The 26,477-nt window shown below is 37.2% G+C and carries 21 protein-coding genes; 16 read left to right on the top strand and 5 right to left on the bottom strand.

Annotated features, from left to right (window positions below):
- Positions 1-110: 110 nt before the first annotated feature.
- Positions 111-1,646, top strand: coding sequence for an AbgT family transporter (locus tag ACRD69_RS12275; protein WP_430815388.1), 1,536 nt, complete (start codon positions 111-113; stop codon positions 1,644-1,646).
- Positions 1,647-1,898: 252 nt separating this feature from the next.
- On the opposite strand, the gene ACRD69_RS12270 is transcribed toward ACRD69_RS12275, so the two are convergent.
- Positions 1,899-2,888: an LPP20 family lipoprotein gene (locus ACRD69_RS12270; protein WP_430815387.1), complete on the bottom strand. Its 990-nt coding sequence runs from the start codon at positions 2,886-2,888 to the stop codon at positions 1,899-1,901.
- Positions 2,889-2,893: 5 nt separating this feature from the next.
- On the bottom strand, positions 2,894-4,279 hold the full coding sequence (locus ACRD69_RS12265) for a hypothetical protein (RefSeq protein ID WP_430815386.1): 1,386 nt from the start codon (positions 4,277-4,279) through the stop codon (positions 2,894-2,896).
- A gap of 110 nt (positions 4,280-4,389) precedes the next feature.
- On the opposite strand from ACRD69_RS12265, the gene ACRD69_RS12260 reads away from it, so the two are divergent.
- Positions 4,390-5,064 carry an ion channel gene (locus ACRD69_RS12260; protein WP_430815385.1) on the top strand — a complete coding sequence of 225 codons (675 nt, stop codon included), beginning with the start codon at positions 4,390-4,392 and terminating at the stop codon, positions 5,062-5,064.
- 125 nt (positions 5,065-5,189) lie between these two features.
- Here ACRD69_RS12260 and ACRD69_RS12255 read toward each other — a convergent pair whose 3' ends face one another.
- Positions 5,190-6,275 carry an alanine racemase gene (locus tag ACRD69_RS12255; RefSeq protein ID WP_430815384.1) on the bottom strand — a complete coding sequence of 362 codons (1,086 nt, stop codon included), beginning with the start codon at positions 6,273-6,275 and terminating at the stop codon, positions 5,190-5,192.
- A 56-nt stretch (positions 6,276-6,331) separates the two neighbouring features.
- On the opposite strand from ACRD69_RS12255, the gene ACRD69_RS12250 reads away from it, so the two are divergent.
- Positions 6,332-6,832 (top strand): GNAT family N-acetyltransferase, encoded by a 501-nt coding sequence (locus ACRD69_RS12250; RefSeq protein WP_430815383.1) that lies wholly within the window; start codon positions 6,332-6,334, stop codon positions 6,830-6,832.
- Positions 6,833-6,904: 72 nt separating this feature from the next.
- Here the strand turns inward: ACRD69_RS12250 and ACRD69_RS12245 are convergent, their stop codons facing one another.
- A complete protein-coding gene (locus tag ACRD69_RS12245) occupies positions 6,905-8,206 on the bottom strand; it encodes an NCS2 family permease (RefSeq protein WP_430815382.1) in 1,302 nt (433 codons plus the stop codon).
- 17 nt (positions 8,207-8,223) lie between these two features.
- Entirely contained in the window at positions 8,224-8,913 is a 690-nt protein-coding gene (locus ACRD69_RS12240; protein WP_430815381.1) for a DUF5020 family protein, read from the bottom strand.
- A gap of 242 nt (positions 8,914-9,155) precedes the next feature.
- On the opposite strand from ACRD69_RS12240, the gene ileS reads away from it, so the two are divergent.
- The 13 genes from ileS (at position 9,156) to ACRD69_RS12175 (ending at position 26,472) form a co-directional block, all read left to right on the top strand.
- Positions 9,156-12,587, top strand: a complete 3,432-nt coding sequence (ileS, locus tag ACRD69_RS12235) for an isoleucine--tRNA ligase (protein WP_430815380.1) — start codon at positions 9,156-9,158, stop codon at positions 12,585-12,587.
- Between the two features lie 32 nt (positions 12,588-12,619).
- Positions 12,620-12,997, top strand: coding sequence for a TraR/DksA family transcriptional regulator (locus ACRD69_RS12230; RefSeq protein ID WP_430815379.1), 378 nt, complete (start codon positions 12,620-12,622; stop codon positions 12,995-12,997).
- 169 nt (positions 12,998-13,166) lie between these two features.
- On the top strand, positions 13,167-13,769 hold the full coding sequence (locus ACRD69_RS12225) for a lipoprotein signal peptidase (RefSeq protein ID WP_430815378.1): 603 nt from the start codon (positions 13,167-13,169) through the stop codon (positions 13,767-13,769).
- Positions 13,770-14,031: 262 nt separating this feature from the next.
- On the top strand, positions 14,032-16,455 hold the full coding sequence (locus ACRD69_RS12220) for an SLBB domain-containing protein (RefSeq protein WP_430815377.1): 2,424 nt from the start codon (positions 14,032-14,034) through the stop codon (positions 16,453-16,455).
- Between the two features lie 67 nt (positions 16,456-16,522).
- Complete coding sequence (locus ACRD69_RS12215) at positions 16,523-17,632, top strand: Wzz/FepE/Etk N-terminal domain-containing protein (RefSeq protein ID WP_430815376.1); 1,110 nt, start codon at positions 16,523-16,525, stop codon at positions 17,630-17,632.
- Positions 17,633-17,656: 24 nt separating this feature from the next.
- Positions 17,657-18,775, top strand: a complete 1,119-nt coding sequence (wecB, locus tag ACRD69_RS12210) for a non-hydrolyzing UDP-N-acetylglucosamine 2-epimerase (protein WP_430815375.1) — start codon at positions 17,657-17,659, stop codon at positions 18,773-18,775.
- A 13-nt stretch (positions 18,776-18,788) separates the two neighbouring features.
- A complete protein-coding gene (wecC, locus tag ACRD69_RS12205; RefSeq protein ID WP_430815374.1) occupies positions 18,789-20,006 on the top strand; it encodes a UDP-N-acetyl-D-mannosamine dehydrogenase in 1,218 nt (405 codons plus the stop codon).
- 4 nt (positions 20,007-20,010) lie between these two features.
- Positions 20,011-21,009, top strand: coding sequence for a nitroreductase family protein (locus tag ACRD69_RS12200; RefSeq protein ID WP_430815373.1), 999 nt, complete (start codon positions 20,011-20,013; stop codon positions 21,007-21,009).
- 2 nt (positions 21,010-21,011) lie between these two features.
- The gene (locus ACRD69_RS12195) at positions 21,012-22,076 is read left to right on the top strand and encodes a polysaccharide pyruvyl transferase family protein (RefSeq protein WP_430815372.1); all 1,065 of its coding nucleotides are present in this window, start codon (positions 21,012-21,014) and stop codon (positions 22,074-22,076) included.
- A gap of 88 nt (positions 22,077-22,164) precedes the next feature.
- The gene (locus ACRD69_RS12190) at positions 22,165-23,685 is read left to right on the top strand and encodes an oligosaccharide flippase family protein (protein WP_430815371.1); all 1,521 of its coding nucleotides are present in this window, start codon (positions 22,165-22,167) and stop codon (positions 23,683-23,685) included.
- A gap of 59 nt (positions 23,686-23,744) precedes the next feature.
- The gene (locus ACRD69_RS12185; protein WP_430815370.1) at positions 23,745-24,911 is read left to right on the top strand and encodes a hypothetical protein; all 1,167 of its coding nucleotides are present in this window, start codon (positions 23,745-23,747) and stop codon (positions 24,909-24,911) included.
- On the top strand, positions 24,908-25,441 hold the full coding sequence (locus ACRD69_RS12180) for a serine O-acetyltransferase (protein ID WP_430815369.1): 534 nt from the start codon (positions 24,908-24,910) through the stop codon (positions 25,439-25,441). Before ACRD69_RS12185 ends, ACRD69_RS12180 begins: the two co-directional genes overlap by 4 nt.
- Before the next feature lie 2 nt (positions 25,442-25,443).
- Positions 25,444-26,472, top strand: coding sequence for a glycosyltransferase (locus ACRD69_RS12175; RefSeq protein ID WP_430815368.1), 1,029 nt, complete (start codon positions 25,444-25,446; stop codon positions 26,470-26,472).
- Positions 26,473-26,477 lie beyond the last annotated feature (5 nt).

The raw sequence follows: 26,477 nt of genomic DNA, 5'->3' as shown, positions 1-26,477 counted from the left end.
GAATATAAAGTCACTATGCTGTATAACACACGTGTGTAAGAGCAATTCTTCTTCAATGCTTTGCTTTTTTTTATATTTTCGGCGTTTCATAATAGTAAAACTTTTATTGTATGGGTACGGCCGTAAAAAAGAAAAAGTCGTTTGTTGATATATTTTTAAATGGAGTTGAAAGAGTAGGAAATATACTTCCGCATCCCGCCTTATTGTTTGGGATATTTGCTGTTGTTGTGTTGCTGTTCTCAGGTTTGTTTGCATGGATGGGTGCCACTGCTGAGCATCCAACCACCGGTGAAGCTATTAATGTTATTAACCTTTTGTCGGTTGAAGGGCTTAACCGGATATTGACTGAAATGGTTAAAAACTTCACCAACTTTGCCCCGATGGGAATTGTAGTTGTAGCTATGCTGGGTATTGGATTAGCCGAGAAATCGGATTTGATCGGGGCCCTGATTAGAAAATTGGTATTGGCTGCACCCAAGGGTCTATTAACATTTGTGATCATTTTAGCCGGAGTAGTTTCCAATGTGGCATCAAGTGTCGGGTATGTGTTATTGGTGCCCCTGGGCGGAGTTATTTTTCTGGTAGCGAAACGCCATCCTTTGGTTGGAATGGCAGCTGCATTTGCAGGTGTATCAGGAGGATTTAGTGCTAACCTGATCATTGGAACGATTGATCCGCTTCTGGCCGGTTTAACAGAAGAAGCTGCCCATATTGTTGATAAAACCTATACGGTGAATCCGGTGAGTAATTACTATTTTATGGTCGTTTCAACCTTTATGGTGGCCCTGGTTGGTACCTGGGTGACGGAAAAGATCATTGCTCCCCGATTTGGAGAATACACAGGAGAAGTATCTGAAGAAGAAACCCGTTTGGATGAATTATCATCAACCGAGAAAAAAGGCCTGATGTGGGTGGGTATAGTGTCAGTTCTATTTGTGTTAATTATGGCCTGGGGCTTAATTCCACAGAATGGCTTCTTGCGTGGTGCAGATGGTCAGCTATTAACATCGCCTTTGCTTAAAGGTGTCGTTGCTGTTCTGTTTATCTGGGCAGGTACATGCGGTATCGTGTACGGAAAAATAACCGGCACATTCAAAAACGATAAAGACATAATGGGAGCCATGGGAGAGGCTGCTAAATCATTAGGACCTTACCTTGTTTTAGTGTTTTTTGCCGCACAGTTTGTGGCCTACTTCAACTGGAGTAACCTGGGGCTTGTAATGGCTGTTAACGGAGCCAATGCCATCAATGAATTGAACCTGTCAGTTATTCCACTGATGTTGCTGTTTGCCTTATTCTGCGGGTTAATTAACCTGGTTATGGGAAGTGCTTCGGCCAAATGGGCACTCTTAGCGCCTATATTCGTGCCGATGTTTATGATGCTGGGTTATTCACCTGAATTAACGCAGGTGGTGTACCGCATTGGTGACAGCGCTACCAATATTATATCACCTATGATGAGCTTCTTCGCCCTTATTATCGTTTATTTCCAGAAGTACGATGAGAAAGCTGGTATTGGAACAATTGTATCTACCATGTTACCATATTCAATGGTGTTTTTATTCTCTTGGATGATTTTGCTGGCACTTTGGCTGTTAAGTGGTTTTCCGCTGGGGCCAACAGGTGTGCTTCATTATAATATGTAGTTGGTCTTATAAAGGATATAATCCTTTGTTATACTTATTCAGAACCACAGCTTGATATTAGTTGCTTATCAGACTGTGGTTTCTTTTTTTTATGTGCGGATGTCAGTTCAGGAGTTTTATATGCTTGAAAAACGAATGCGGGGATGTTGATCCTCAAGAGAAAAGGAGGAACGGTTAAAAAAAGATTCCAATAGCTTAAGAACCATGGAATCTTATTTTATTAGTTTATTGCCTATGCCACTTCATATGCTGCTATTGCCGGCTTATAATCAGGCTTGTGCTGTTTGTTTTTTGTCTCTCCACTAATTGTCGTACGATCAGGTTTTTTGTTATCTGGCGGCCAAGAGATTTTAAATCGATGCTGGCCTTAAGGCTTTCCTCTTGTTTGTCTGACATCTCAAACTCGGGAGATCGAATGGATCCTTGCGTGCTGCTTTTATATTTATCGGTTACCAAAAAGCCGCCGCTGTAGTTAAAGCGAACAGGAATGTTTTTGGCGGGATAAGCATTGCAGCTTACATGCAAAATTGCTTTGCCTTCAGGTAGTTTAGCTTGAGATTTGGCGCTAAGGCTTTCAATATCAAAGGTCAGCTTAAGAGAGCTGATCAAATCGCCCAAAGCATCTTTATTAACTTCAAATAAGTCAATGTTTCCAAGAGGCGATTCATACATGGTTTGCTCATTAAGATAGCCGCTGATGGCATCGATGCCGGCAGCATATTGTTCCATGGCAAGTATAAAGTCCTTTTGCTTTTGGGCATTAAGAGCCTGTTCATACTTTTGATACGACAATTCCAGTGCCTCTTGTTTGCGCTTTGCCTTTAATGAATAAAACTCACTTTTAGACAAGCGGTAAAATGAATAGAAATAGTCCAGATCTTCCCATTGGTCAACAAACTCATAACCTTCTAAAAACTCATTTGAAGTGGCTTTAACCCGGCTCTGAATGTATTCATAAACACCTTTATTGTCTTCCATTCGATACAGGCTCTGCTCGCTTTTAATTTTAGTGCTTATTTGTTTCGCTAAATCAGCCAAAGCTTTTTCCTTTGCCTGCTCAGTATAGAAAACTGTACCGCCAACTTTAGGGGTGGTTCCGATGCCATAAAAATAGCTGTTTGAAACTGGTCGTTCTTTTAGCCATTGTGGTTTGGATAGTTCCAGTAATTCAGCTTCCTTTTTTTTAGAAGAGCAGCCTGCCATAAAAACAATGAGCAAACAGAGATATGTAAACAATTTCATTTCTGTTAATTTTCTGGTTTGTAGTTAGTCAGATTTTTAGAAACATGTTGAGCACATTCTTTTAATAAGTTACTTTCAAGACTGGCAATAGATTGAATTTCCTTCTTGTTTTTGAAAAGTTCGTGCAATTGTTTGTTTGACTGCTCCGAATCGTAAACGCTATCTTCAGGAGAATCTTTATCAATGTATTTCCATGTACCTGCAACAAGTTGCTTATAGCTTCCGTCAAATTTAGCGTAGTGGATCTTATCCTTCTTTTCGCCATAGTAATTATCGGCAAATGCCTTTTCATCCTTGTCAATGCGGTCCAGGTCATAACTCAACGACATGATGATGCTGTTTTCCTGCGAATACTCATAATAGCGTACCTTGGTGTATTTTACCTTCTGCTCCTTTAGTTTTGTTTCCGTGTTGGTCACTTCAACGATTTGCTTCAGGTAACCTTTCTTTTCTTCTTTCCTGAGTTGTCCCTGCGACTTAATATACTTGTCAATACGGGCAGTCAAAATGGTTTTTGCTTCAAATTCAGAACCAAATTGTCTGGCGTATTTTAATGCCATACTCAGATCTTTTGTTTTTGTCCAGTCGGGCACAGTCTTAATGGCTTCATCGCTGATGAGCTGATAAAAAGGTGATTTAATTTGCGATAGTTCGCTTACTACACTGTTTTTCATAGTTGAAGTGTAGTTTCTGTAGTTTCGGTATTTGTAAGAAAATGGTAATACTGCTACCGTAACTTTTGCTTCTTCAAGGCACATATTCTGCAGCTCAATGCTGTTTTTGTAACCTTTGGTAGCCGAGTTGATGGTGTTAAAATCAGTGTAAGCACTTCTGAACTGGCTGGTTTGAATCAATTCATTACCATGTCGGTACACAGGCTCGTATTTGGCTGTTATCCATTGTGACTGAACATCTTTAAAGCTTTTGTCAATTGAAAGGATTTCAGCGAATTGTGTTTCGGCATTCTTAAACTCTTCAAGGTTAAGAGCCTTCATGCCATGCTGATATAATATGTCAAGGTACTTGTCTTTAACTTCAAGGTAATACTCTTTTTGCTCTTCTGACATTATCAGCTTTACACCAAGTGCGGATAGCTGATTGTAGTAACTTTCGGCTTTCCTATATGCGTAGACCGCATCTTTTGCGGTTCCGTTGTTATATTGTTTTTTAAATGCCTCAACTTTATCTTCCAGTACAAGTTGCCCGGTTCTTTGAAGCCCCAGTTTGGCATCAATGTTATTTTTATTGGCTTTGAGTGATTTATAATAAAGAGCGGCAGCATCGGAGTATAAACCAGCTTCATCGAATTTTTGAGCCTTATTGTAGTTACGTTTACTGGCACATGCCGAAAGCAGCATTAGACCAATAAGTATTGGTAATAGTTGTTTCATTTTCGATTTGAGTTATTCAATTTGAAGTATTGAACGTGAATTATCAAAAAGTGTTCCGATTTATTCAGGATTAATTTAGATTTGTTATTATAACCAACTAATTGTGTCCTATGAGAATGATTAAACGTCTGGATATAAGTCATAATATCAGGCAGCTAATGAGTAATTGGGGATTGCTGATTATATTATGCTTTACAATTTTCGTCCTTCCTTTACTAACCGGGTTTATCAGGTTTCGTTTGTTTGAAATATTTATTAGTCTTATTGTCCTTATTTCAACTGTTGCCACAAGTGAAGAGGGCAAGCCCAAGGTCCTTTTTCAGGTTCTTATAGCCTTTGTCGCCATATGGATTACGCGTATTGCCGACTTAGAGGTGATCAATTACCTGGCAACACTATGGCTGGTTGTGTTTTTTATGTTACGGGTACTGAAGTTTATCAGGCGTTTATCGACCAAAGAAGATGTTAATAGCCTGGTGATCATTGAAGCGATCAATGGATATCTTTTAATTGGTGTCGGTTTTGGTATTTTGATCGATATGGTCACATACCGTTTTGCCGGAGCTTTTAATTTTGGTGAGGCAACACAGATCAATCACATTTACGATTCGTTCTATTACACCTTTGTTTCAATGACTACATTGGGTTATGGTGACCTGTTGCCAGTAACACCTGTGGCCAAATCACTGGCGTTGATGATTACCTTGTCGGGACAGTTTTACCTGGTTATTATAATGGCACTTCTTGTGGGGCGTATGCTGACCAGTTCAGACAGAAAAGGTTAAAGGCTTATTGCATGAAGCTTGTCTATTGATTAAGCCACTAGATACAACTATGTTCTAGTTGATTAAGGGCGTAGCAGGTAAAACAGTAAAGCTTCTTCTATGATAAAATGCTTAAAGGTGTGGCTCTAAATAAGCATTTTTATCACCTGTTCATCTGTTGTTGTATATTCCTTCATCAGATTAGCTGTCAGGCATGAGTGAACGGGAAGAACAGCCAGCATGTCGCCTATTTTGACTTTGTTAAAGTTTTGCTTGTCCATTTTAATAATACCATGTTCCTGCGATAGTTTGGCTATGTACCCTAATTGCTCAGATGTATCCCAAGTGTATTCATTCAAAGTAACGACAGTGCCAAATTGAGCTTGTTCACCTATTACATACTGATCTTTTGAAAAGTGAACGGCACCGCCATGTATCACAATTTCGCCACGCTCCTGATGTTTGGCTACAACAGGGCATGCCATTGCAACAGCAATGTTGTCGATATTGCATGAACCAAGTTTGGCTTGCATGTTGTCGTAAAAAGTAAAATTGCCTGGGCGAATTTCGTCAAAGCCTTCATAGTTGTCAGATAACGAGCAAGAAGGAGTATCGCCGTAAGATATTTGTATCAAAGGGAAATCATTGGCCATGAAGGTTTTCAGCGCGAGTAATTGCTGGCGTGATGATTCCATTATCTTAATGATCTCTTCTTTGGAATTAGCATTGTAAGTGTGACCGGCATGGCATAAGAAACCGATAAAAATCAGATTTTTACACGTTTTAAGTTCTTTTAAAAGTGCCTGCATGCTAGCGTAGTCTTCAGCATTAATACCTGTTCTTCCATAACCGGTGTCAGTTTTTATATATGTACCAACCGGATTGGTCAGGTTTTGCTCAAGAGCTTTAATCGTTTCTGTTGATTCAATAACTATGTTAATATTGATTTTTGATGCAAGTTCATTTATTGATGACCATTCACGAATATTTGCCGGGAAAGCGATGGTGATATCATTCCAGCCATTTTGAGCAAAGTATGCTGCCATTTTAATTGACGATACCGTAATGCATTCCACATTAAACTCGCGAAACCAGCTGCCCACTTCGGCAGATTGATGCGTTTTGAAATGAGGGCGGAACAGTACATTGGCATTTTTTGCTTTAGAAGCCATGTGTTCTATGTTGGCCAGACATTTAGCTTTGTCAAGTAACAATGTTGGTTGTGTTAGCATCTTCAATCTGTTTTTTGCAAATATAGTTATTGAAAGATTATTGATATATTTAATTCATGGAGTATCCTGAATTAATTAATAGAGTATTAAGCCACATCTTATATCATTTTTATAGGTTTTCGGGAATTTCACGGCAGAAAGTGTTAATAAAGTCAATTAAGACCCAAGTTTCATTCAACGGAGAAGACTTGCCTCAGCGTGAGTTTTATGCATTGAATAAGAAGGGTAAAACAATGGGCTTGAGTAAAGTTCTGCTGGGGCGATTTCAGGAAAAGCCATATCATTATTGTGTTGTTAATGGTATCGCAGTACGAACCTTATACCGAAGACGGAATATTGGCTTTAAATTACTTAAAGCTAATGTGGAGTTTTGTAAGAAAGAAGGATTCGAATTTATAGTTGCTTACGTTGAATCTTCTAATTTAGCTTCATTAAATACCTTTAAGAAGTGTGGATTTTATTCTCTTTCCCAAAAGGAATGGTCAACATGGGTGACAGCAGAAATGAGCTTAATGAAAGGAACGGATTTGTTACCGTGTCTATTTAAATTAACCTAAGCATAAAAAAGAGGCCGATCTGTTGAAAGGCCTCTATATAACTTTTAGTTACTAAGTAACTTTATGCTTATCCTACATGAAAACAAACTTAAGAACAAACAATACAGCCAGAATATAAGCTACAATTGAAATGTCTTTGTGTTTTCCTGTAAGTAGTTTTAACACCACATATGATAAAATACCAAATACGATACCTTCAGCAATTGAGAAAGTTAAAGGCATCATAATTAAAGTAAAGAATGCAGGAATTGACTCTGTGAAATCATCTAAATCCAGATTCTGGATAGGTGTCATCATCATTACACCTACCAATACCAATGCCGGAGCAGTAGCTGCAGCTGGAATCATAAGGAATAAAGGTGATAAGAACAATGCCAGTATGAATAATCCTGCAGTAGTTAGAGCAGTTAAACCGGTACGGCCACCTTCAGCAACACCAGAAGCTGATTCAACGTATGTTGTAACAGTTGAGGTACCTAATGCTGCACCAACAGTTGTACCAATCGAGTCAGCCATAAGAGCCTGCTTAACATTCGGGATACGACCATCTTTATTGATCATTTTCGCCTTGGTTGATACACCAATAAGTGTTCCAACAGTGTCAAACATATCAACAAATAAGAATGTAAACAATACGGTGATCATCGTGAATATACCCTCGGCGGAGCTGGTCCATGACCAGTCAAACTTCCAGGCAATAGATGAAATTGAAGGAACAGAGAAGTCGAAGTGTGGTAATTGAGTGACGCCCATTGGTAAGCCTACTAATGTAGTAATGATCATACCAATCAATAAAGCGCCTTTAACCTTAAGTGCTAATAATGCACCTGTTATAACAATACCACCAAGCGCAAGAAGTACCGCTCCGCTTTTCATATCGCCCAAGTGCACAAAAGTTGCATCGTGTGCCACAATAATACCGGCATTTTTCATTCCAATGAACGCAATGAATAAGCCGATACCCACAGAGATCGCATTTTTGATACTTCCTGGGATGGCATTAATGATCAGCTCTCTGATGTTGAAAGCAGTCATTAAAATAAATAATATACCTTCGAGGAATACAGCAGTTAACGCAAACTGCCAGCTCATACCCATTCCAATACAAACACCAAATGCGAAGAATGCGTTTAGTCCCATACCCGGAGCTAAAGCAAAAGGAAGTTTAGCCCACAGAGCCATTACCAATGTACCTATGGCAGCCGAAATGGCAGTAGCGGTAAAAAGAGCACCTTTATCCATGCCTGTAGCCGAAAGAATATCCGGGTTAACAGCAAGGATGTATGCCATTGTCATAAACGTAGTAATACCAGCGATTACTTCCGTTTTAACAGTGGTTTTATTTTCTGATAATTTGAAGAATTTTTCTAACATGATCGTACTAAGTTAAATTAGAAAGTCCACTTGGCTGCTAAAGTTGGATTAACCTGGAAACCATTTTGTGCAAAGTTGCTGCTGATTTCTACTTCACCACCTAATGAAAGATTGCTGTTCATGTTATACCAAACCTGAGGTTCTGTTAAGAAACGAAATTCAGTATTTTCTTCACCAAAGAAACTCCAGTCCATATCTTCTTTCCAGAAGTCAGCAAAACCAGTTAAAGAAAGTTTACCTTCCATTAGATGAATTCCCCAAACAGCAGTTAGCTGAAACGAAGCATCATTTTTATCTTTAATGGTTTTGTAGTTGGCCTGAATGGTTAATATTTTTGAAAAATCAGCATTGTTAAAGGTATACTGACCACCAACTAACCACGCATTTTCAATAGGACCAAACCAAGCTCTACCGCTATTGAATTCTACGCGAGGTTCAAATTTTTGTGTTTCACTCCATTTGAAACTACGGGCAATTTCCCAGTAGGCTAATGAAAGTCCATTATCAATGCCTCTGTGGTCTTCGTTGCTGTAATCCATATCCACAAAGAAGAAAGTGCTACCATATTTGTCAGGCTTAAACATTTCTAATGTAGTAGTGATCATCTTGCGCTCGTCCCCAAAGTCATAGTGTACCTGTAAGTTCTGGGCTTTTGCAACTACCCCAATAGCCATAGCCGCAACCAATGAAAATACGATTCTTTTCATAAGTGATGTGTAATTAATAGTTTATACAAATGTTATTGATGGCGCAAAAGTAAGTATATTTTTGATTCGAATAATGATTAATTTCCGCAATTGTTTAGTGAAATGCTTATTTAAAGTGATTAAAGGGAAGTTTAAATAAAACTGATTTATCCTTTGTTTAAGTGTTCAGAATCATTTGTTTTTCACTATGCCAACATCTATATTTGTAAACTTTTTAAAATTAAGGGTAAAATATTGAATTAATGAGCGCAAAATTTCCGGAATATAAAGGATTGAATTTGTCTCAGGTTAACAAAGATGTTTTGAAAACCTGGGAGGAAAATGGAGCATTTGAGAAAAGCATCACTACCAGAGAAGGTAAACCGACGTTCGTGTTCTACGAGGGACCACCGTCTGCTAATGGTATTCCTGGTATTCACCACGTGATGGCGCGTACTATTAAGGATATTTTTTGTCGTTTTAAAACACAGCAAGGATTCCACGTAAAGCGTAAAGCTGGTTGGGATACGCACGGTTTACCGGTGGAGTTGGGTGTTGAAAAAGCTTTAGGTATCACCAAGGAAGATATTGGTAAAACCATTACTGTTGCTGAGTATAATGAGGCTTGCCGTAAGGATGTGATGAAATATACAGACCTGTGGGAAGATTTAACGCATAAAATGGGTTACTGGGTTGATATGGATGATCCGTATATTACCTACGATAACCGCTATATTGAAACCTTGTGGTGGCTGTTAAAAGAGTTGTATAAAAAAGGTATGCTGTATAAAGGTTATACCATTCAGCCTTATTCGCCGGCAGCGGGTACAGGTTTATCAACGCACGAATTGAATCAGCCTGGTTGTTACCGTGATGTAAAAGACACTACATGTACCGCCCAGTTTAAGATTGTGCGTAACGATGTGTCTGAGAGTATATTTGAAGGAGATGAAGATTTAAGCTTCCTGGCATGGACAACTACACCATGGACATTGCCTTCAAACACAGCTTTGGCAGTCGGACCCAAAATTGAATACGTAAAAGTTAAGTCATATAATCCATATACCGGTGCGCCAGTGTCGGTTATTGTGGCCAAATCACTGGTTAATAATTATTTTAATCCAAAGAATGCTGAACTGGATTTCGATGCTTATCAGCCAGGAGATAAAAAAATACCGTTTAAAGTAGTTGCCGATTATAAGGGAACTGATCTGGAAGGTGTTCGCTATGAGCAATTGATGCCATGGGTGAATCCTGATGGTGATGCATTCCGTGTTATTTTGGGTGATTACGTAACCACTGAAGATGGTACTGGTATTGTACATATCGCGCCTACTTTTGGTGCTGATGATGACCGTGTGGCTAAAGTAGCAGGTATCGCACCGCTTATTTTAATTGATAAAGAAGGTAAGCGTCAGCCAATGGTTGACAAGTCTGGTAAATTCTTCAAAATTGAGGATCTGGATGAGGCATTCGTGGCTGAGTTCGTGAATAAAGAAGCCTATGGTGAATATGCGGGTCGTTTTGTGAAGAATGACTACGATGCATCATTGTCAGCAGATGCGCCTACACTTGATGTTGATCTTTCTGTGATGTTAAAGAAAGAGAATAAGGCGTTTAAGGTCGAGAAGCATGTCCATAACTATCCGCACTGTTGGCGTACGGATAAACCAGTGTTATATTATCCGTTGGATAGTTGGTTTATTAAGACGACAGCGGTTCGCGACCGCATGATTGAGCTGAATAAAACCATCAACTGGAAGCCTGGCTCAACAGGAACAGGTCGCTTTGGTAAGTGGTTGGAGAACTTGGTGGACTGGAACCTGAGTCGTTCGCGCTACTGGGGTACGCCGCTTCCAATCTGGAAAACAGAAGATGGAACCGAAGAAAAATGCATTGGCTCTGTTGAGGAGTTAATGAACGAAATAAACAAAGCTGTTGAAGCCGGTTTGATGGAGAAAAATCCATTCGAAGGTTTTGAGGTGGGTGATAATTCAAAGGATAACTACGAGAAGATAGATCTGCACCGTCATCATGTGGATGGTATTGTATTGATATCTGATAATGGACAGCCAATGCACCGTGAGTCCGATTTGATTGATGTGTGGTTCGATTCAGGTGCAATGCCTTATGCACAAATGCATTATCCTTTTGAAAATAAAGAAGGATTCGATCAGGTATATCCTGCCGACTTTATTGCTGAAGGTGTTGATCAAACGCGTGGATGGTTCTTTACCCTTCATGCCATTGCAACTATGTTATTCGATTCTGTAGCTTTTAAAAATATCATTTCTAACGGATTGGTATTGGATAAGAAAGGTAATAAGATGTCGAAGCGCCTTGGTAACGGTGTTGATCCTTTTGAAGTAATTGAAAAGTATGGTTCAGATCCACTGCGCTGGTATATGATAACCAATGCTCAGCCATGGGATAACCTGAAGTTTGATATTGCCGGAGTAGACGAAGTAAAGCGTAAATTCTTTGGAACACTATATAATACCTATTCGTTCTTTGCTCTTTATGCCAATGTTGATGGCTTTAACGGCAAAGAGGCCTTGGTTCCCGTTGAGAAACGTCCTGAGATTGATCGATGGGTGATGTCTTTATTGAATTCGTTGGTGAAAGAAGTAACTGAGGCTTATGAAAGCTATGAGCCAACACGTGCCGGTCGAGCTATTCAGGAGTTTGTGATGGAGAACCTGAGTAACTGGTATGTTCGTTTGAACCGTAAGCGCTTCTGGGGAGGTGAGATGAATGAAGATAAGCTGGCTGCTTACCAAACATTGTACGCGTGTTTAGAGACTGTAGCTTTAATATCAGCTCCAATTGCGCCATTCTTCACCGATCAGTTATTTATCGATCTGAACAAGATGTCAGGTAATTATTCTGATGTTTCTGTTCACCTGGCTGAATTTCCATCATTTGATGAAGGAATGATCGATAAAGAGCTTGAAGAGCGTATGGAATATGCACAATCCATATCATCAATGGTACTGGGCTTACGCCGCAAAGTGAACCTGAAGGTACGTCAACCATTAAATAAGATCATGATTCCTATTCTGGATGCCGCTTTTGAACATCAGTTGGAAGCTATAAAGGATTTGGTATTAACTGAGGTGAATGTAAAGGATATGGAATACCTGAAAGAAGATGCAGGTATCCTTGTGAAGAAGATTAAACCAAACTTTAAAACTCTTGGCCCAAAGCATGGTAAGAACATGAAAGTAATTTCAGGGGCAATAAATGCCATGGGTCAGGAAGAAATTGCTATCTTCGAGAAAGAAGAACAATATACACTGGATGTCAACGGACAATCCATCGTTCTATCACTAGAGGATGTTGAAATCATGTCAGAGGATATTCCAGGCTGGTTAGTTGCCAATGAAGGTAAGATAACTGTAGCATTGGATATTAATGTGACAGATGAATTGCGAGAAGAAGGTATTGCCCGTGAGTTTGTTAATCGCATTCAGAACCTGCGTAAGGATTCAGGTTTTGATGTGACTGATAAAATCAGGTTGCAAATACAACGACACGATGCTATTAATGCAGCTGTGGAAAAGCATGCAGACTACATCGGGGCGCAGACGCTTGCAATGGAGGTGAAATTAGTGGATCAATGCAATAATGATGGTGTTACAACCGTTGAGATTGATGATGAAATAGCCACCGCTATGCACATTGAAAAAGCATAAGTGGTTTGTTTGATAACTAAAACTTAGTCGTTATGGCTGAAAAAACCCGTTATTCAGATGAAGAACTTCAGGAGTTTAAAGAAATTATCCTGAAGAAACTTGATAAGGCCAAGAAAGATTATGAATTGCTGAGAAATACCATTACTCATCAGGATGGTAATGATACGCAGGATACATCACCTACTTTTAAAGTATTGGAAGAAGGTGCGGCTGTGTTGTCAAAAGAAGAAGCTGGTAAGTTGGCCCAGCGTCAGCAAAAATTTATTCAGCATCTTTCTGCAGCCTTGGTTCGTATTGAGAACAAAACGTATGGCTTGTGTCGTGTAACAGGGAAGCTAATTCCTGCAGAGCGTTTAAAAGCTGTGCCGCATGCAACTTTGAGTGTTGAGGCTAAGCAAGGACAGAAGTAGAAAATTGTGTGATTGGCTTTAACAACAAAAAAATAAGGTGACCAATGGAGAAGCTTTATCCATTGGTCATTTGTGCGTTAAATCGGAACTGTTATTTTAGCTTAAAAATACGAAACAAGAATATGTTTCGTGCGTAAGTACAACAAGCGTTTGCTATAACAATGTAACTATGTCAGTATTAAAAAAATCATTTCTAATTATATTCATCATTCTTCTGATTGATCAGGTCAGTAAATTTTACATCAAGACCCATATGATGTTAGGAGATGAGATTCCTGTATTGGGTAATTGGTTCATCATTCATTTTGTTGAAAACAACGGAATGGCCTTTGGGATGCAGTTAGCAGGTAAGTTTGGAAAAGCGTTTCTGAGTATATTCAGAATTGTTGCAGTTGTAGGAATTGGCTGGTATATGGTTAATTTGACTAAAAAGGGTGCGCCAAATGGCCTGGTTTATTGTGTCGGTTTGGTTCTGGCCGGTGCTTTGGGTAATATTATTGACAGTGCGTTTTATGGGATTATTTTCGACCATAGCTACGGACAAATCGCAACTTTTATGCCTGAAGCGGGAGGATATTCATCTTTCCTACACGGAAAAGTAGTGGATATGTTGTATTTCCCTTTAATCGAGGGGCGCTATCCTGAGTGGTTCCCGTATGTTGGAGGTAATCCGTTTATCTTCTTTCGTCCGGTTTTTAATATTGCCGATTCATCCATTACTATAGGTATTTTTATAATATTATTTTTCCAAAAACGGTTTTTTAAAGAGTAGTTAAGGCAGATAATCAACCCTGATTAATTTCGATGATTATTATGTTGAAAAACTACTATATAAATATGCGAATGTTAGTATTTATCTATAACTTCGCGGCGTCTTTTTCGTAGGAAAAGATGTGTTATTGTCAGGCTGTTAATAGTCAGTTCTTTATATCGCCTCCCTCTAATCAGTTGGTTATAACAAAATGGGGGTAAGGAAACAGTAGTGTATCATAAAATAACAAGAGAACATCCAAGGTTCAAAAAAAGAAACACGAATGAGATTACGTTGTTTATTATTTTTTCTTTTAATTACTTTTAGCGCTGTTACTATTCAGGCGCAAAGTATTAACCCCAACTCTGTAGATGTCAAGTCGGTTAATGTCGACGATTTAAGTGATGCTCAGGTAATGCGCATGATCCAGGAAATGGAAAAACGTGGGTTGTCTGAACAACAAGCCATTGCATTGGCTCAAGCTCGAGGTATGAGTCAGGATCAAATTGCAAAATTACAACAGCGTATTAATGAAATTAAGTTAACCGGCGGAACAGCGGCTCATCAAATAGGAGTCGGTACAACCATGCCTGTAGAATCTGGTATGACAGAATCTGTTAAAAGGGAGGTTGATTCTTCATCTGTAGATCAACGTATTTTCGGATTTTCATTCTTTAATAACGAAAATTTAACTTTCGAGCCAAATATCAATTTACCTGTTCCACCATCTTATGTGCTGGGTTCTGGTGATGAAATTCTAATTGATGTATGGGGTGTATCGCAACAGAGTTACAATTTGTTGATTGATAAAAATGGGTCCATTAACATACCAAATGTTGGTCCTGTGCAGGTAGGAGGATTGTTCCAGGAGGCTGCACAAAAGCGCATTTTTAGTAAACTGACATCTATATATAGTGATCTTAAGTCAGCCAACCCAAGAACTTTTGCAAGTATCAATGTGGGTACAGTAAAATCGATCAAAGTCAATGTGATTGGTGAAGTGTTTCTGCCGGGAACATATACCTTGCCTGGAACAGCCACAGCATTTAATGCATTATACCTTTCTGGTGGACCCAATAAAGATGGGTCGTTCCGTAATATACAGGTGATTCGTAACGGAGAACTACAAGCCACTTTAGATGTATACGAATTTTTGATCAAGGGAAAAAGCGAAATAAACGTTCACTTGAGCGATGGTGATGTTATTTTGGTTCCAACCTATGAAAAACGAGTAAAAGTCGGAGGCGAGTTTAAACGCAATGGCATATTCGAGGCAAAAGGCGAAGAAAAGATTAGTGACCTGGTGGAATATGCAGGAGGCTTTACTGAAGATGCTTATACCCATCGAATTGAATTATACAGAACGACTTCCCGTCAACGTGCTTTTAAAGATGTATTGGCTGAGAATTATGAAAAGATAATAGTTCAGAGCGGTGACAGTGTATTTGCCGGTACTGTTTTGGAGCGTTATGAAAATAAAGTGAGTATTGAAGGTGCCGTTTACCGTCCCGGTAATTATGAGTTAACAGAAGGTTTAACATTAAAGCAGTTAATAGATAAGGCTGATGGCATTCGTGAAGACGTTTTTCTTAACCGTGGTTTGGTAACGCGTCTGATGGATGACTTGACACTACAGAATATCACCTTTAATGTAGGTGAAGTACTTAGAGGCGAAAAAGATATTGAACTAAAACGCGAGGATATGGTGACTATCTCATCAATTGATGATTTACGCGAAATTCGTACCGTTCAAATATATGGTGAAGTACAATACCCTGGAGAATTTGATTATAATGAAGACATGACCTTATCTGACCTGGTATTTAAGTCAGGAGGTTTTAAAGAGTCAGCATCAGAAGCGTTTATCGAGATCTCCCGACGATTATCATATGATGAGGCACAGAAAGCTGGTGATAAAATTGCACATGTCTACCAATTTACAATATCACGTGACCTGAAAATGAACGGCGAAGATGCCAAATTTATTTTGAGCCCATACGACCAGGTCTTCGTGCGTCAGTCGCCAGGCTATGAAAAAAAATCGGTTGTAAATGTATTTGGAGAAGTTAACTATGCCGGTCAATTTAGCTTAACATCAAAAAAAGAAAGGGTTTCAACAATTATTCAACGAGCAGGTGGTTTATCACCTAACGCCTATGCCAAGGGGGCGATGCTAACACGTAAAGTTGAAGTATCTCAGAAAGTAAAACGCCTGCGAGAACAATTAATCGCATCGGATACTTCTTTAGTGTTTGATGATTTGGGGTTTGATGTGGTAAGCATAGATTTAGAAAAAATATTAAAGAATCCTGGTGAAAAGGAGGATATTTTCCTTCAGGATGGAGATGAGTTGGTGATACCTCGCGAATTACAGACTGTTAAGGTGACCGGAGGGGTACTAAATCCATTATCAACATCCTATATTGATGGAAAAGGTTTAAAGCATTATGTGCAATCTGGTGGAGGATTTAGTTTAAGAGCCAAAAAAGGAAAATCATATGTCATTTATCCCAATGGGGCAGCAGCATCGACTAAAAGTTTCTTGTTTTTTAGAAGCTACCCTAAGGTGATGCCAGGCTCTGAAGTTGTAGTGCCTGAAAAACCGCATAAGGAACCTTTACCTGCAACAGCATGGATTGCTATGGCCAGTGCATTGGCTTCTTTATCATTAACGATAGTAACTATTGCCGATAAAATGGGTAACTAAAATATTTTGAGTTAAAGTATTATATATTGCTGTTAACTATATACTAGCAGCCATCAGTTCAAAAATAATGACAATAAATAAGGAACAAGATCAACTTCAAATTATCAAAGACGACGAGATAGACTTAATCGCTCTTGTCAAGACTATTTGGAATGGCCGAAAGACGATTTATTATTCAGTTGGAATCGCAGTTTTTATAGGATTATTAATAGCATTTACAAGTCCAGCTAAATATAGAGCTTATTGTACATTGATTCCGTCTGAAGAAAAGCAAGGAGGCAGTTTAGGAAACCTTGGTGCTATAGCTGGTATGGCAGGTATTAACATTGGCTCAATGATGGGCGGTACGTCCGGTATTCCTGCTGAGATATATCCACAGGTGGTTAATTCATATCCCTTTAAAAAAGAAATGGTGCATCAGAAGTTTCATTTTACAGAATATGTTGAGCCAGTTTCTTTATATGAATATGCAGTGGCTGACACTTTGGAGACGTTTGGGAGTAAAGTAATAAAGTACACTATTCTATTGCCCTGGACGATTAAAGATGCCTTATTATTCAAAGATGAAAAAGAACTCGATTTGCCTGATTATGGAGTGCTCAATTTGAGTGAAGAAGAATTATTGGCAATGGCAGCTGTAGAAGAAGTGATAGTTGTTGAAGTCGACAAAAAGACTGGTTTAATCAATGTCTCCGCTGAAGTTGGTGAACCGGTTTTAGTTGCGCAATTAGTTCAAAAAGCAGTTGAGTTATTGCAAGACTATATTATTAAATATAAAACGAAACAGGCCCGTGAGCATTTGGAATTTGTACAAGGACAATATAACGATAAAAAAAAGCAGTACGAGTTTGCTCAAAGTTCCTTTTATAATTACAAAGACAAACATCGGAACATGGTTACTGAACGAGTGGATCTGGAGTTTCAGAGGTTAAGTGATGAGTATGATATGGCATCTACTATTTATAAAGGCTTGGCCCAACAATTAGAGCAGGCAAAAATTACAGTAAACGAGCAAACGCCAGCATTTACTATTTTAGAACCAGCGAAGGTGCCTATTGAAAAAAGTGCTCCGAATAAAAAGGTAATTATTGTAGTTAGTATAATTTTAGGAAGTTTCATTGGAATAGGGGTGATTTTTGGCCGACTAATTTTGAATAACCTGAAACAAAGTTTATAATAAAAATGTACTCAGGATAACGATATGAAAAAGATATTAATTGTATTCGGGACTCGTCCGGAGGCCATTAAAATGGCTCCTGTTGTAAAAGAGTTTAAAAAGTGTGAACAAGACTTCGAAACAAAAGTTTGTGTAACCGCACAGCATAGAGAGATGTTAGATCAAGTATTATCTTTCTTTAATATATGCCCGGATTTTGATTTGAATCTAATGAAGCCAAATCAGAACTTATACTCATTAACCGGCGATATTATAAATGGTATGAAACCAGTTTTGGAGGAGTTTAAACCTGATATTGTTCTGGTGCATGGAGATACGACAACTTCTAGTGCCGCAGCCTTGGCAGCTTTTTATAGTGGAGCTAAGGTTGGTCATGTTGAAGCAGGATTAAGAACATATAATAAATTGGCACCTTTCCCTGAAGAGTTGAATAGACAGTTAACAGGGCGAATAGCCGATTATCATTTCGCTCCAACCTCGAAATCACAAAATAACCTATTACAGGAAAAAACAGATGCCAGCTCTATTATGGTGACAGGCAATACAGTTATTGATGCCCTCATTGAGAGTGTTGAAATTGTAAACAAAGTGCATGATAATGATGATATTAATAGGTTGAAAGAGCTCATCGATCCCAAAAAGAAATTAATAGTGGTCACAGGGCACAGAAGAGAAAATCATGGGCAAGGCTTTCTTAATATTTGTGATGCCCTTAACACAATTGCGAAGACGGAGCATGTTCAGGTAATCTATCCTGTACACTTAAATCCGAATGTTCAAAAACCTGTATATTCTATCTTGGGAGATAATCCAAATATTCACCTCATTGATCCATTACCTTATGAGGCCTTTATCTGGCTAATGGATAAGGCATATTTAATTGTGACAGATAGTGGAGGAGTGCAAGAAGAGGCACCAAGTTTAGGAAAGCCAGTTTTGGTAATGAGAGATACCACAGAACGACCGGAAGCTGTTGAGGCTGGAACGGTGATTCTAGTTGGAACTGATAAAAACAAAATAGCTGATGAAGCAATGAACCTGATTGAGAATACCGAGAGGTATAATAAGATGAGTCAACTCCATAATCCATATGGCGATGGTAAGGCTTCTCAAAGGATTGTGGATTTTTTACTAAAGAATTAATATTTCATAAACGATGAAAAAGAATATAACTGTTTCAACGGTGGGTCTTGGATATATTGGTCTGCCAACAAGTGCGCTGGTAGCCTCTAATGGTATTAAAGTATCTGGAATGGATGTTAATGCTAAAGTAGTGGAGACAATTAATAAGGGGGAAATACACATCGTTGAACCTGACTTGGAAAACTACGTTGAAAAAGCGGTTAGAGATGGCTTTTTAATAGCCTCAACAGATGTTCAACCCGCTGATGTATACCTTATCGTGGTACCAACACCTTTTAAAGGTAACCATGAACCCGATATTTCTTTTGTTGAAGCAGCCACAAAAAATGTACTTCCACTTTTAAAAGAAGGGGATTTGTATATAATCGAATCAACTTCGCCTGTTGGAACGACCGAAGCAATGGAGAAATTAATTTACTCGAAACGACCTGAGTTAAAAGGTAAGATTTATTTAGCTTATTGCCCTGAACGAGTGTTACCAGGTAATGTGATGTATGAATTGGTGCAGAATGACAGAGTTATTGGAGGGGTAAATAAAGAAAGTACTGATAAAGCAATGGAGTTTTATTCTTTGTTTGTCAAAGGTCAATTACATGCCACGAATGCTCGCACCGCTGAAATGTGTAAGTTGACGGAAAATTCAAGCCGTGATGTTCAAATTGCATTTGCCAATGAATTATCATTAATATGTGATAAAGCAGGGATTAATGTTTGGGAATTAATAGAGTTGGCAAATAAACATCCAAGAGTAAATATTCTTCAACCGGGATGTGGTGTTGGCGGACACTGTATTGCTGTCGATCCTTATTTTATTGTATCAGATTATCCTCGTGAAGCACAAATGATTGGTAAAGCCCGTGAAACAAATAATTACAAGTCATTTTGGGTAGCTGAAAAAATACAAAATACAAAGTTGGAATTCGAACTTAAACATGGACGAAAGCCATCGATTGCTATTATGGGATTAGCTTTTAAACCCAATATTGATGATTTACGCGAATCACCAGCTAAGTACATTGCTCAGAAAGTTTTACAAAGTGCTAATGATGAAGAAATTTACTTTGTGGAACCTAACATAAAAGTGCATCATGTCTTTAAATTAACCGATTATCGTGAAGCCGCCGAAAAAGCTGATATTATTGCATTTTTGGTTGCTCATGATGAGTTTAAGGAACTTCCGGTGACAAATAATAAAATTGTATTAGATTTTTGTGGAGTTAAAAAGAGTTAAATAGATGAAAGAATTATTGAAGCGATTACTCCCAACTAATATGCAGATACTTTTATACAGGGGTATTCTACATCGCTTAAAACTATTTATTGGCTATAGAAGGGATCGATTACGATATTTCAAATATGGAAGCTCATTTTCTTATCGTAAAGAATATGATTTACTTGGGAAGATAATTACACATTACCATGTAGTTGAAAAAGGCCTTACTATGTCAGATATGAGATATGGTTTTGGTTCAGATAAGATTAAAAAATTGATTCATTCGATTAATTGTTATGTTACTTCCTATGAAATGAATGATCAGGTTATTCATGCCGTAAGTGTTCTTAAGGAATATAAAGCAAAGCATGAAGAAAAAGGATTCCAGCTTGAGGAGGAAGTTCGACAAATGTTGAGTGAATTGAGTGATAAATTCCCTGATATTCAGCCATGTAATCAATATCGGGTTTCACGAGACGAATTCTTTGATAATAGTAATTTTTATACTACTGCACATTCACGACACAGTTTGAGGAATTATGGTGGAGAAGCTATTTCTGAAAGAAATCTTAGAAGTGCTTTGGAGCTCGCAACAACCACACCTACAGCTTGTAATCGCCAACCAATTAAAACACGAACGCTCAGTGATTCTGATTTAAAGGAACAGGTATTAAATCTTCAAGGTGGCAATAGGGGATTTGGTCATCAGACCGATAAATTGATAGTGGTTACTGCTAGTCTGAGAATGTACGCTAAGGCGCGAGAAAGAAACGCAGCTTATGTAGATGGAGGTCTATATTGTATGAATTTACTTTATTCACTGCATTACTATGGTATTGGAGCATGTATTTTAAACGCTAGCTTTGATATCGATGTCGATACGAAAATTAGAAAATTGCTTGACATTGATGAAAGCGAAGTCTTTATTGCTATGATTACTTGTGGTTTGCCACCAAGTGAATTTATGGTTCCAATTTCAAAGCGGAACAATGTAGATCATACTAATATATTTATTTCATAACTATGAAAAAGCAAGCCTATATATTAGCCTATCAGAAGGCAACCAATTACGGTGCTGTTCTTCAGATTTATGCCTTGAAAAGGGTCCTTGAAAAGCATAATCTAATGGTTAAAGTGGTTGATTATATCCCGAAATGGATGAAAGTGACTCTAAAAAACCAGCCATCTGTTATGAGCTATGTCAAGAGAAAGGTTATGAACCTGACCTTTAAAAGTTTTTTCAAAAGGTTAGGATTAACTGAGAAAACTTTTTATAGTAATAGTTCATTATGCAAGCATTTGACTGACGGAGAATTCTATTTCGTAGGAAGTGATCAGGTATGGAATAGAAATATTATGAAGAATGACCCAACTTACTTTTTAGATTTTGCTCCTAATGGTGCTAAACGAATAGGGTATGCGATAAGTATGGGAAATAAAGCGTTGGAAGAACCTTTTAAGTCCAAGGCCTATGATTTGATTAGTCAGTTCGATCATTTGTCAGCGCGAGAAAATTATGTTTCAGAATTTATTAACGAGAAATTTCCCGATGAGGAAGTGCCGGTAGTTCTTGATCCAACATTGCTTTTAGATATTCAAGACTATACAGAAGTTTGCGACACGAAAACTTTTAAAAACGATTTCATAGCAGTGTATTCGGCCATGCGTGACCAGCGACTTTACGATTTAGCCTTTCATTTAAGAGAAATTACAGGTCTTCCAATTGTCAATCTTGGTTATCATTATAAGGGACCCGATAAACATGAATATTTCAAAGGACCCGGTAATTGGCTGAATCGAATTAAACAAGCAAGATATTTTATTACAAATTCTTTTCATGGAACAGTCTTCGCCATATTAGGTAAAAGCAATTTTTTTGTTGTGCCAAATGAGAATCCCGGACAAAAGGGATTGAATGCTCGTTTTATAGAATTATTGGACTCATTAGATCTAAGTAGTCAGATAGTCTCAAATAAGGATGAATTAGAATTGCAGTTGAATGCTAATGTTGACTATAGTAAATCTTTTAAATTATTAGATCAACGACGTGAAATATCTATGAACTACATACAACAAGCCTTAAAGTAGTATATTGATGTGAAATATGATCTTAAGTTGATAAATATATGTGCACCCAGTAATGGGTGTTTTTTTATAAGAATTTTTTTTAAAAGTGATGTCGGGGAATAAACAATTTTTAAAGAATCTTGGAGTAAACGGCGGTAACTTCATTGTTAAGATGCTTTTAGGCTTAGCACTTCCTCCATTTTTAATTTCACAACTCGGACTTTCTGCTTTTGGTATCATCCAAGTGGCTATAAGCACAGCTGCATATGCAGCATTGCTGTCAACTTCACTGAATCAAGCCAATAATCGTTTTGTTTCTGTATGTATCGTACGCAAAGATTGGCAAGAAACGTCAAAAGTCTTAACTACAATTTTCATTTTATATATTCTTGCATTGGTTATTGTTTTGCCCTGCATTATATATATATCATTTAATCTGACCGATTTTTTTAATGTTGATAGCGAGAATGTTGAAACTGCATCTTATATGTTTTTATTTGTTGCTATTAGTCAGGTTCTGGTCATGTTTAATACAGCTTTATCTAGTCCGATATACGCCAATAATAGATTAGATATAATACAAGGAATAAATATATTAAGAAATGCATTGAAAGTAATTCTTGTATTTGTAACAGTTCTGTTAATTAATGCATCATTGGTCTCTGTTGGGCTTGCTTTCTTAATTGCAGCTATAATTTCAACGGTGATTGCATTTATTGCGTTTAAAAAGTTTGTACCCTTCTATGAATTTAAATTAATTGATTTTGATAGAGAAAGATTGAAGAGCGTTTTTAATCTTTCTGCATGGACCGGGATTAGTGTTGTTGGAGCAATGATTTTTTCACAGACTGATATCATTTTGATAAACGTATTGCTAGGTGCTGAAAAGGCTGGAGAATATGCCATATTAGTTCAATGGAGTGTGCTGTTAATAAGTGTTTCTACTATATTAAGTGGGGTAATTGCCCCAAATATATTGATAGAATATGCCAATAAAAATATAGAGAAACTAAAGGGAATTTTATATCAGTCAATCAGATATCAAGGCGTTTTCTCAGCTTTTGCTTCTGCAATGGTATTTGTCTATGCGGATGTAATATTGAAGCTTTGGGTTGGAGAACAGTTTGATTATTTGGCACCATACTTAAGGGTAATGGTTATACATTTTGGAGTTTCATTAGCGTTTAGGCAAATTTACACCTTAAATACCGCTTTTAACAAAATGAAATTCCAGGGAATTACAACTATACTATTTGGTGGTCTGCATATTATTATATCTGTCGTTTTATTAAAATTTACAGACATAGGAATTATGGCTGTGATAATTAGTGGTGCTGTTATATATTTTATTTTACATGTAATTGTTTTGCCTTTATACGCAGTTGGTTATTTAAAAGATTCTTTGAAGAATATGTATTTAAATGTGATTCCTTCATTAATAACCATTAGTTTAGTATGCGTTGTAGGCTATATAATAAAGATATTAATTGTTCCGGGAAGTTGGATGGCTTTAACCCTTAGCCTTGTATTGACATTTGTAATGGTATTGGTTGCGATCTTTTATTTAGTTGTTACTAAAGAAGAAAGAATGAATGTGTTAAAGATGTATCATAAACGATTTGGTAAATGAAGATTAAAAAGCTAAATATTTATGAAGTAATTTACATTTCATTTGCTTTCGATTCAGCTTTGAAATTAGGTGTTGGTGGTTTTAAAATGCATCTTGGAATCTTGGCTATTTTAATTATTTCTGTAATAGAATTTACAGAGAAGCCTGGGACAATTCGATTGGCAGGTTTTTTTAAGAGAAATTGGACTTTATTTCCATTTATTTTCTACCTCATTATCAATATTCTTTTTAATACCTCATTTCCCGGTGTTCCAATTACGCTAACATACTTTATTCTTGGACTTTGGGTTTTTTACTTTTTATACAATAAGCAGTCATTTATATCCGATAGAGCAATCTTACTTTTTCAATGGGTTTTGATTGGTACTGGTCTATTTCAAAGTGTTTTATTCCAGGTGTTTGGCTACCAGCTCGCTTTTTTTAACGCAGAACACTATGCAGTCGATGCGAGTTTTGCTACACGATTGAGAGGATTCTTTCTTGAGCCAAATTGGTTTTCAATAATCCTGACTTTTAATTCCCTGTTAATCTTTTTAAGGATTGGTAATACGATTATTAAATACAAGGGATTAATCGGTTTGTCTTTTTTAACTTTATTGCTTAACGGTTCATACGGATTTATTGGAGTGATAATTTTAGGGTATGTTGCCAGGATGTTCATTGATTTACCAAAGATCTCTAAACGGAACCTGTTGGTGTTTATTCTAATGTTTATAGTTGCCGGGGGCTTAATATTATCACGAAATATATATAAGAGTAAGTTGGGTAATGCGACAGATGGACAGGTGGTAAGTATTAACACAGGATCTAGATTATTGCCTGCTGTTCGTACTATTCTGTTTATGTCGGAAAAGACCAAAGAGGAGCAGGTTTTTGGCTTAGGTCTTGGAAGTTGGCCATACATCGGGATTGAAGAGAACCAATTAGGCTATATTGGATTTGCTAATGTTAATGGAGGCCAACTTACTGTAAAACCTGCGCAACGTGATTCTGCAGAATTTCATGTTTTTTTACTTGAATTGGGCTACCTTGGAATTCTATTATTTCTTTTTGATTATATATATAATTATTGGCACTACAGAAGACTTAATATGATTTATTCATTGGCATCTGCATGTATGTTGGCAGCCTTTTTTGTTTATCCTGTTTTTAAATTTTATATGTATCTTGTACCGTTTTATTTAATCAGAACATTCGCGGTTAAAGAAGATAAACCAGAAATATGATTAGAATTTTTAAAGATATTCAGGCAAAAGCGTCTATAAAGGCTGTTAGAACCAGGTATCGCTTTTTTGCAGTGTTAAAAACACTATTAGATGTTAATGTTTGGATTGTTATTATATATCGGCTTAGTTCTATTTTTTCAAAACTAAAGCTTTATCCTGTTTCAAAACTATTTTGGCTATTCAATCGAATTATTTTCACAGTCGATATTGATCCTAGAGCAGACCTGGCTGGAGGATTAATGCTTGTGCATGGAATGAACATTGTGATCGGTCATGAGGTAAGGTCACAAGGTAAATTACGAATTTTCCAAGGAGCAACTGTTGGGGGGAATTCAGGTAAAAGTAGGGTCATTAATGGTGAAATGATAAGGCAACCTATTTTCTACGATGATGTTACAGTTGGAATTAATTCATGTGTATTAGGACCTGTTACAATAGGTGAAAACTCCATTGTTGGAACTGGAGCAATTGTAACAAAAGATGTTCCTTCTAACTCGACAATTGTATCAGTTAATAAAGTAATTGCATAATAATGAAATTAATTCATGTATTTCCCTTGTTTAGGAGATTTGGTGGAGCTCAGAAAGTTATTATGAGTCTTTATAATTCTTTTTCTTATGAGTATGATAGTTATATTTCAAGTTTTCAATCTTATGAAGAGATTCATGAAATATTCAGAGAAAAAGTAAAAAAGGAAAATTACATAACTTTCAGTTTTTCGGGATTGAAGGAGTTAAAAGGGGGGATTATTGTTTCTCATGATCGAAAAATGACATTATTGCTAATGTTATTGAAACCTATCTTGCCTTTCCAATTAATACATATAGCTCATGGTGTATATTATAATAAGAAATTATTCTCTCTTTTCCCAAAGAATATTATTGCTGTATCTTATGCTGTAAAAAGAAATCTTACAGAGGTGTTTAATGTTAAAAGTAAAAATATAAGTGTAATCCATAATGGTTTGATGGATTGTGGGTCTGATGTACTAAATATAAACTATCCAAAAAACGAAAAGGTTAAAATACTATTTTTAGGACAAATAGAGAATAATAAGCAGCAGCTAGAGTTGGTTAAATTATTGAAAGACAATATTAATAAAGATATTCAAATTGACTTTGCAGGAGAAGGAGAAGGTGCTCAGGATCTAAAAGCTTTTATCGATGAGAACAATTTAGGCGAAAATTTCAACTACATAGGATTTCAATCACATGTTGATAAGTTAATTCTCGACTACCAGTATGTAATGCTTTTTAGCAAGAAAGAGGGTTTGGGTATTTCATTGATTGAAGCTTGCATGATGGGTAGACCTGTATTAGCTAAAACAATTGGAGGTAGTGAAGCTTGTGGTGAAATTTGTATAGATGGGTATAATGGATTTAATATTAATAGCAATGGAGAGGTTATACATGTCATTAATAACCTTAGTAATATTAATGAGAACAAATATCAAGAGCTTTGCTATAATGCACGTAAGTTATATAACGAAAAGTTTAATAAAAAGTTAATGATGAGTAGGTATTCTGCATATTTTGACGCTTTTAAATCTTTTCATAAGTAGTATTG

The organism is Carboxylicivirga agarovorans (assembly GCF_050589845.1).
Taxonomy (GTDB): domain Bacteria; phylum Bacteroidota; class Bacteroidia; order Bacteroidales; family Marinilabiliaceae; genus Carboxylicivirga; species Carboxylicivirga agarovorans.
This window is presented reverse-complemented; position numbering and strand designations above follow the sequence as displayed.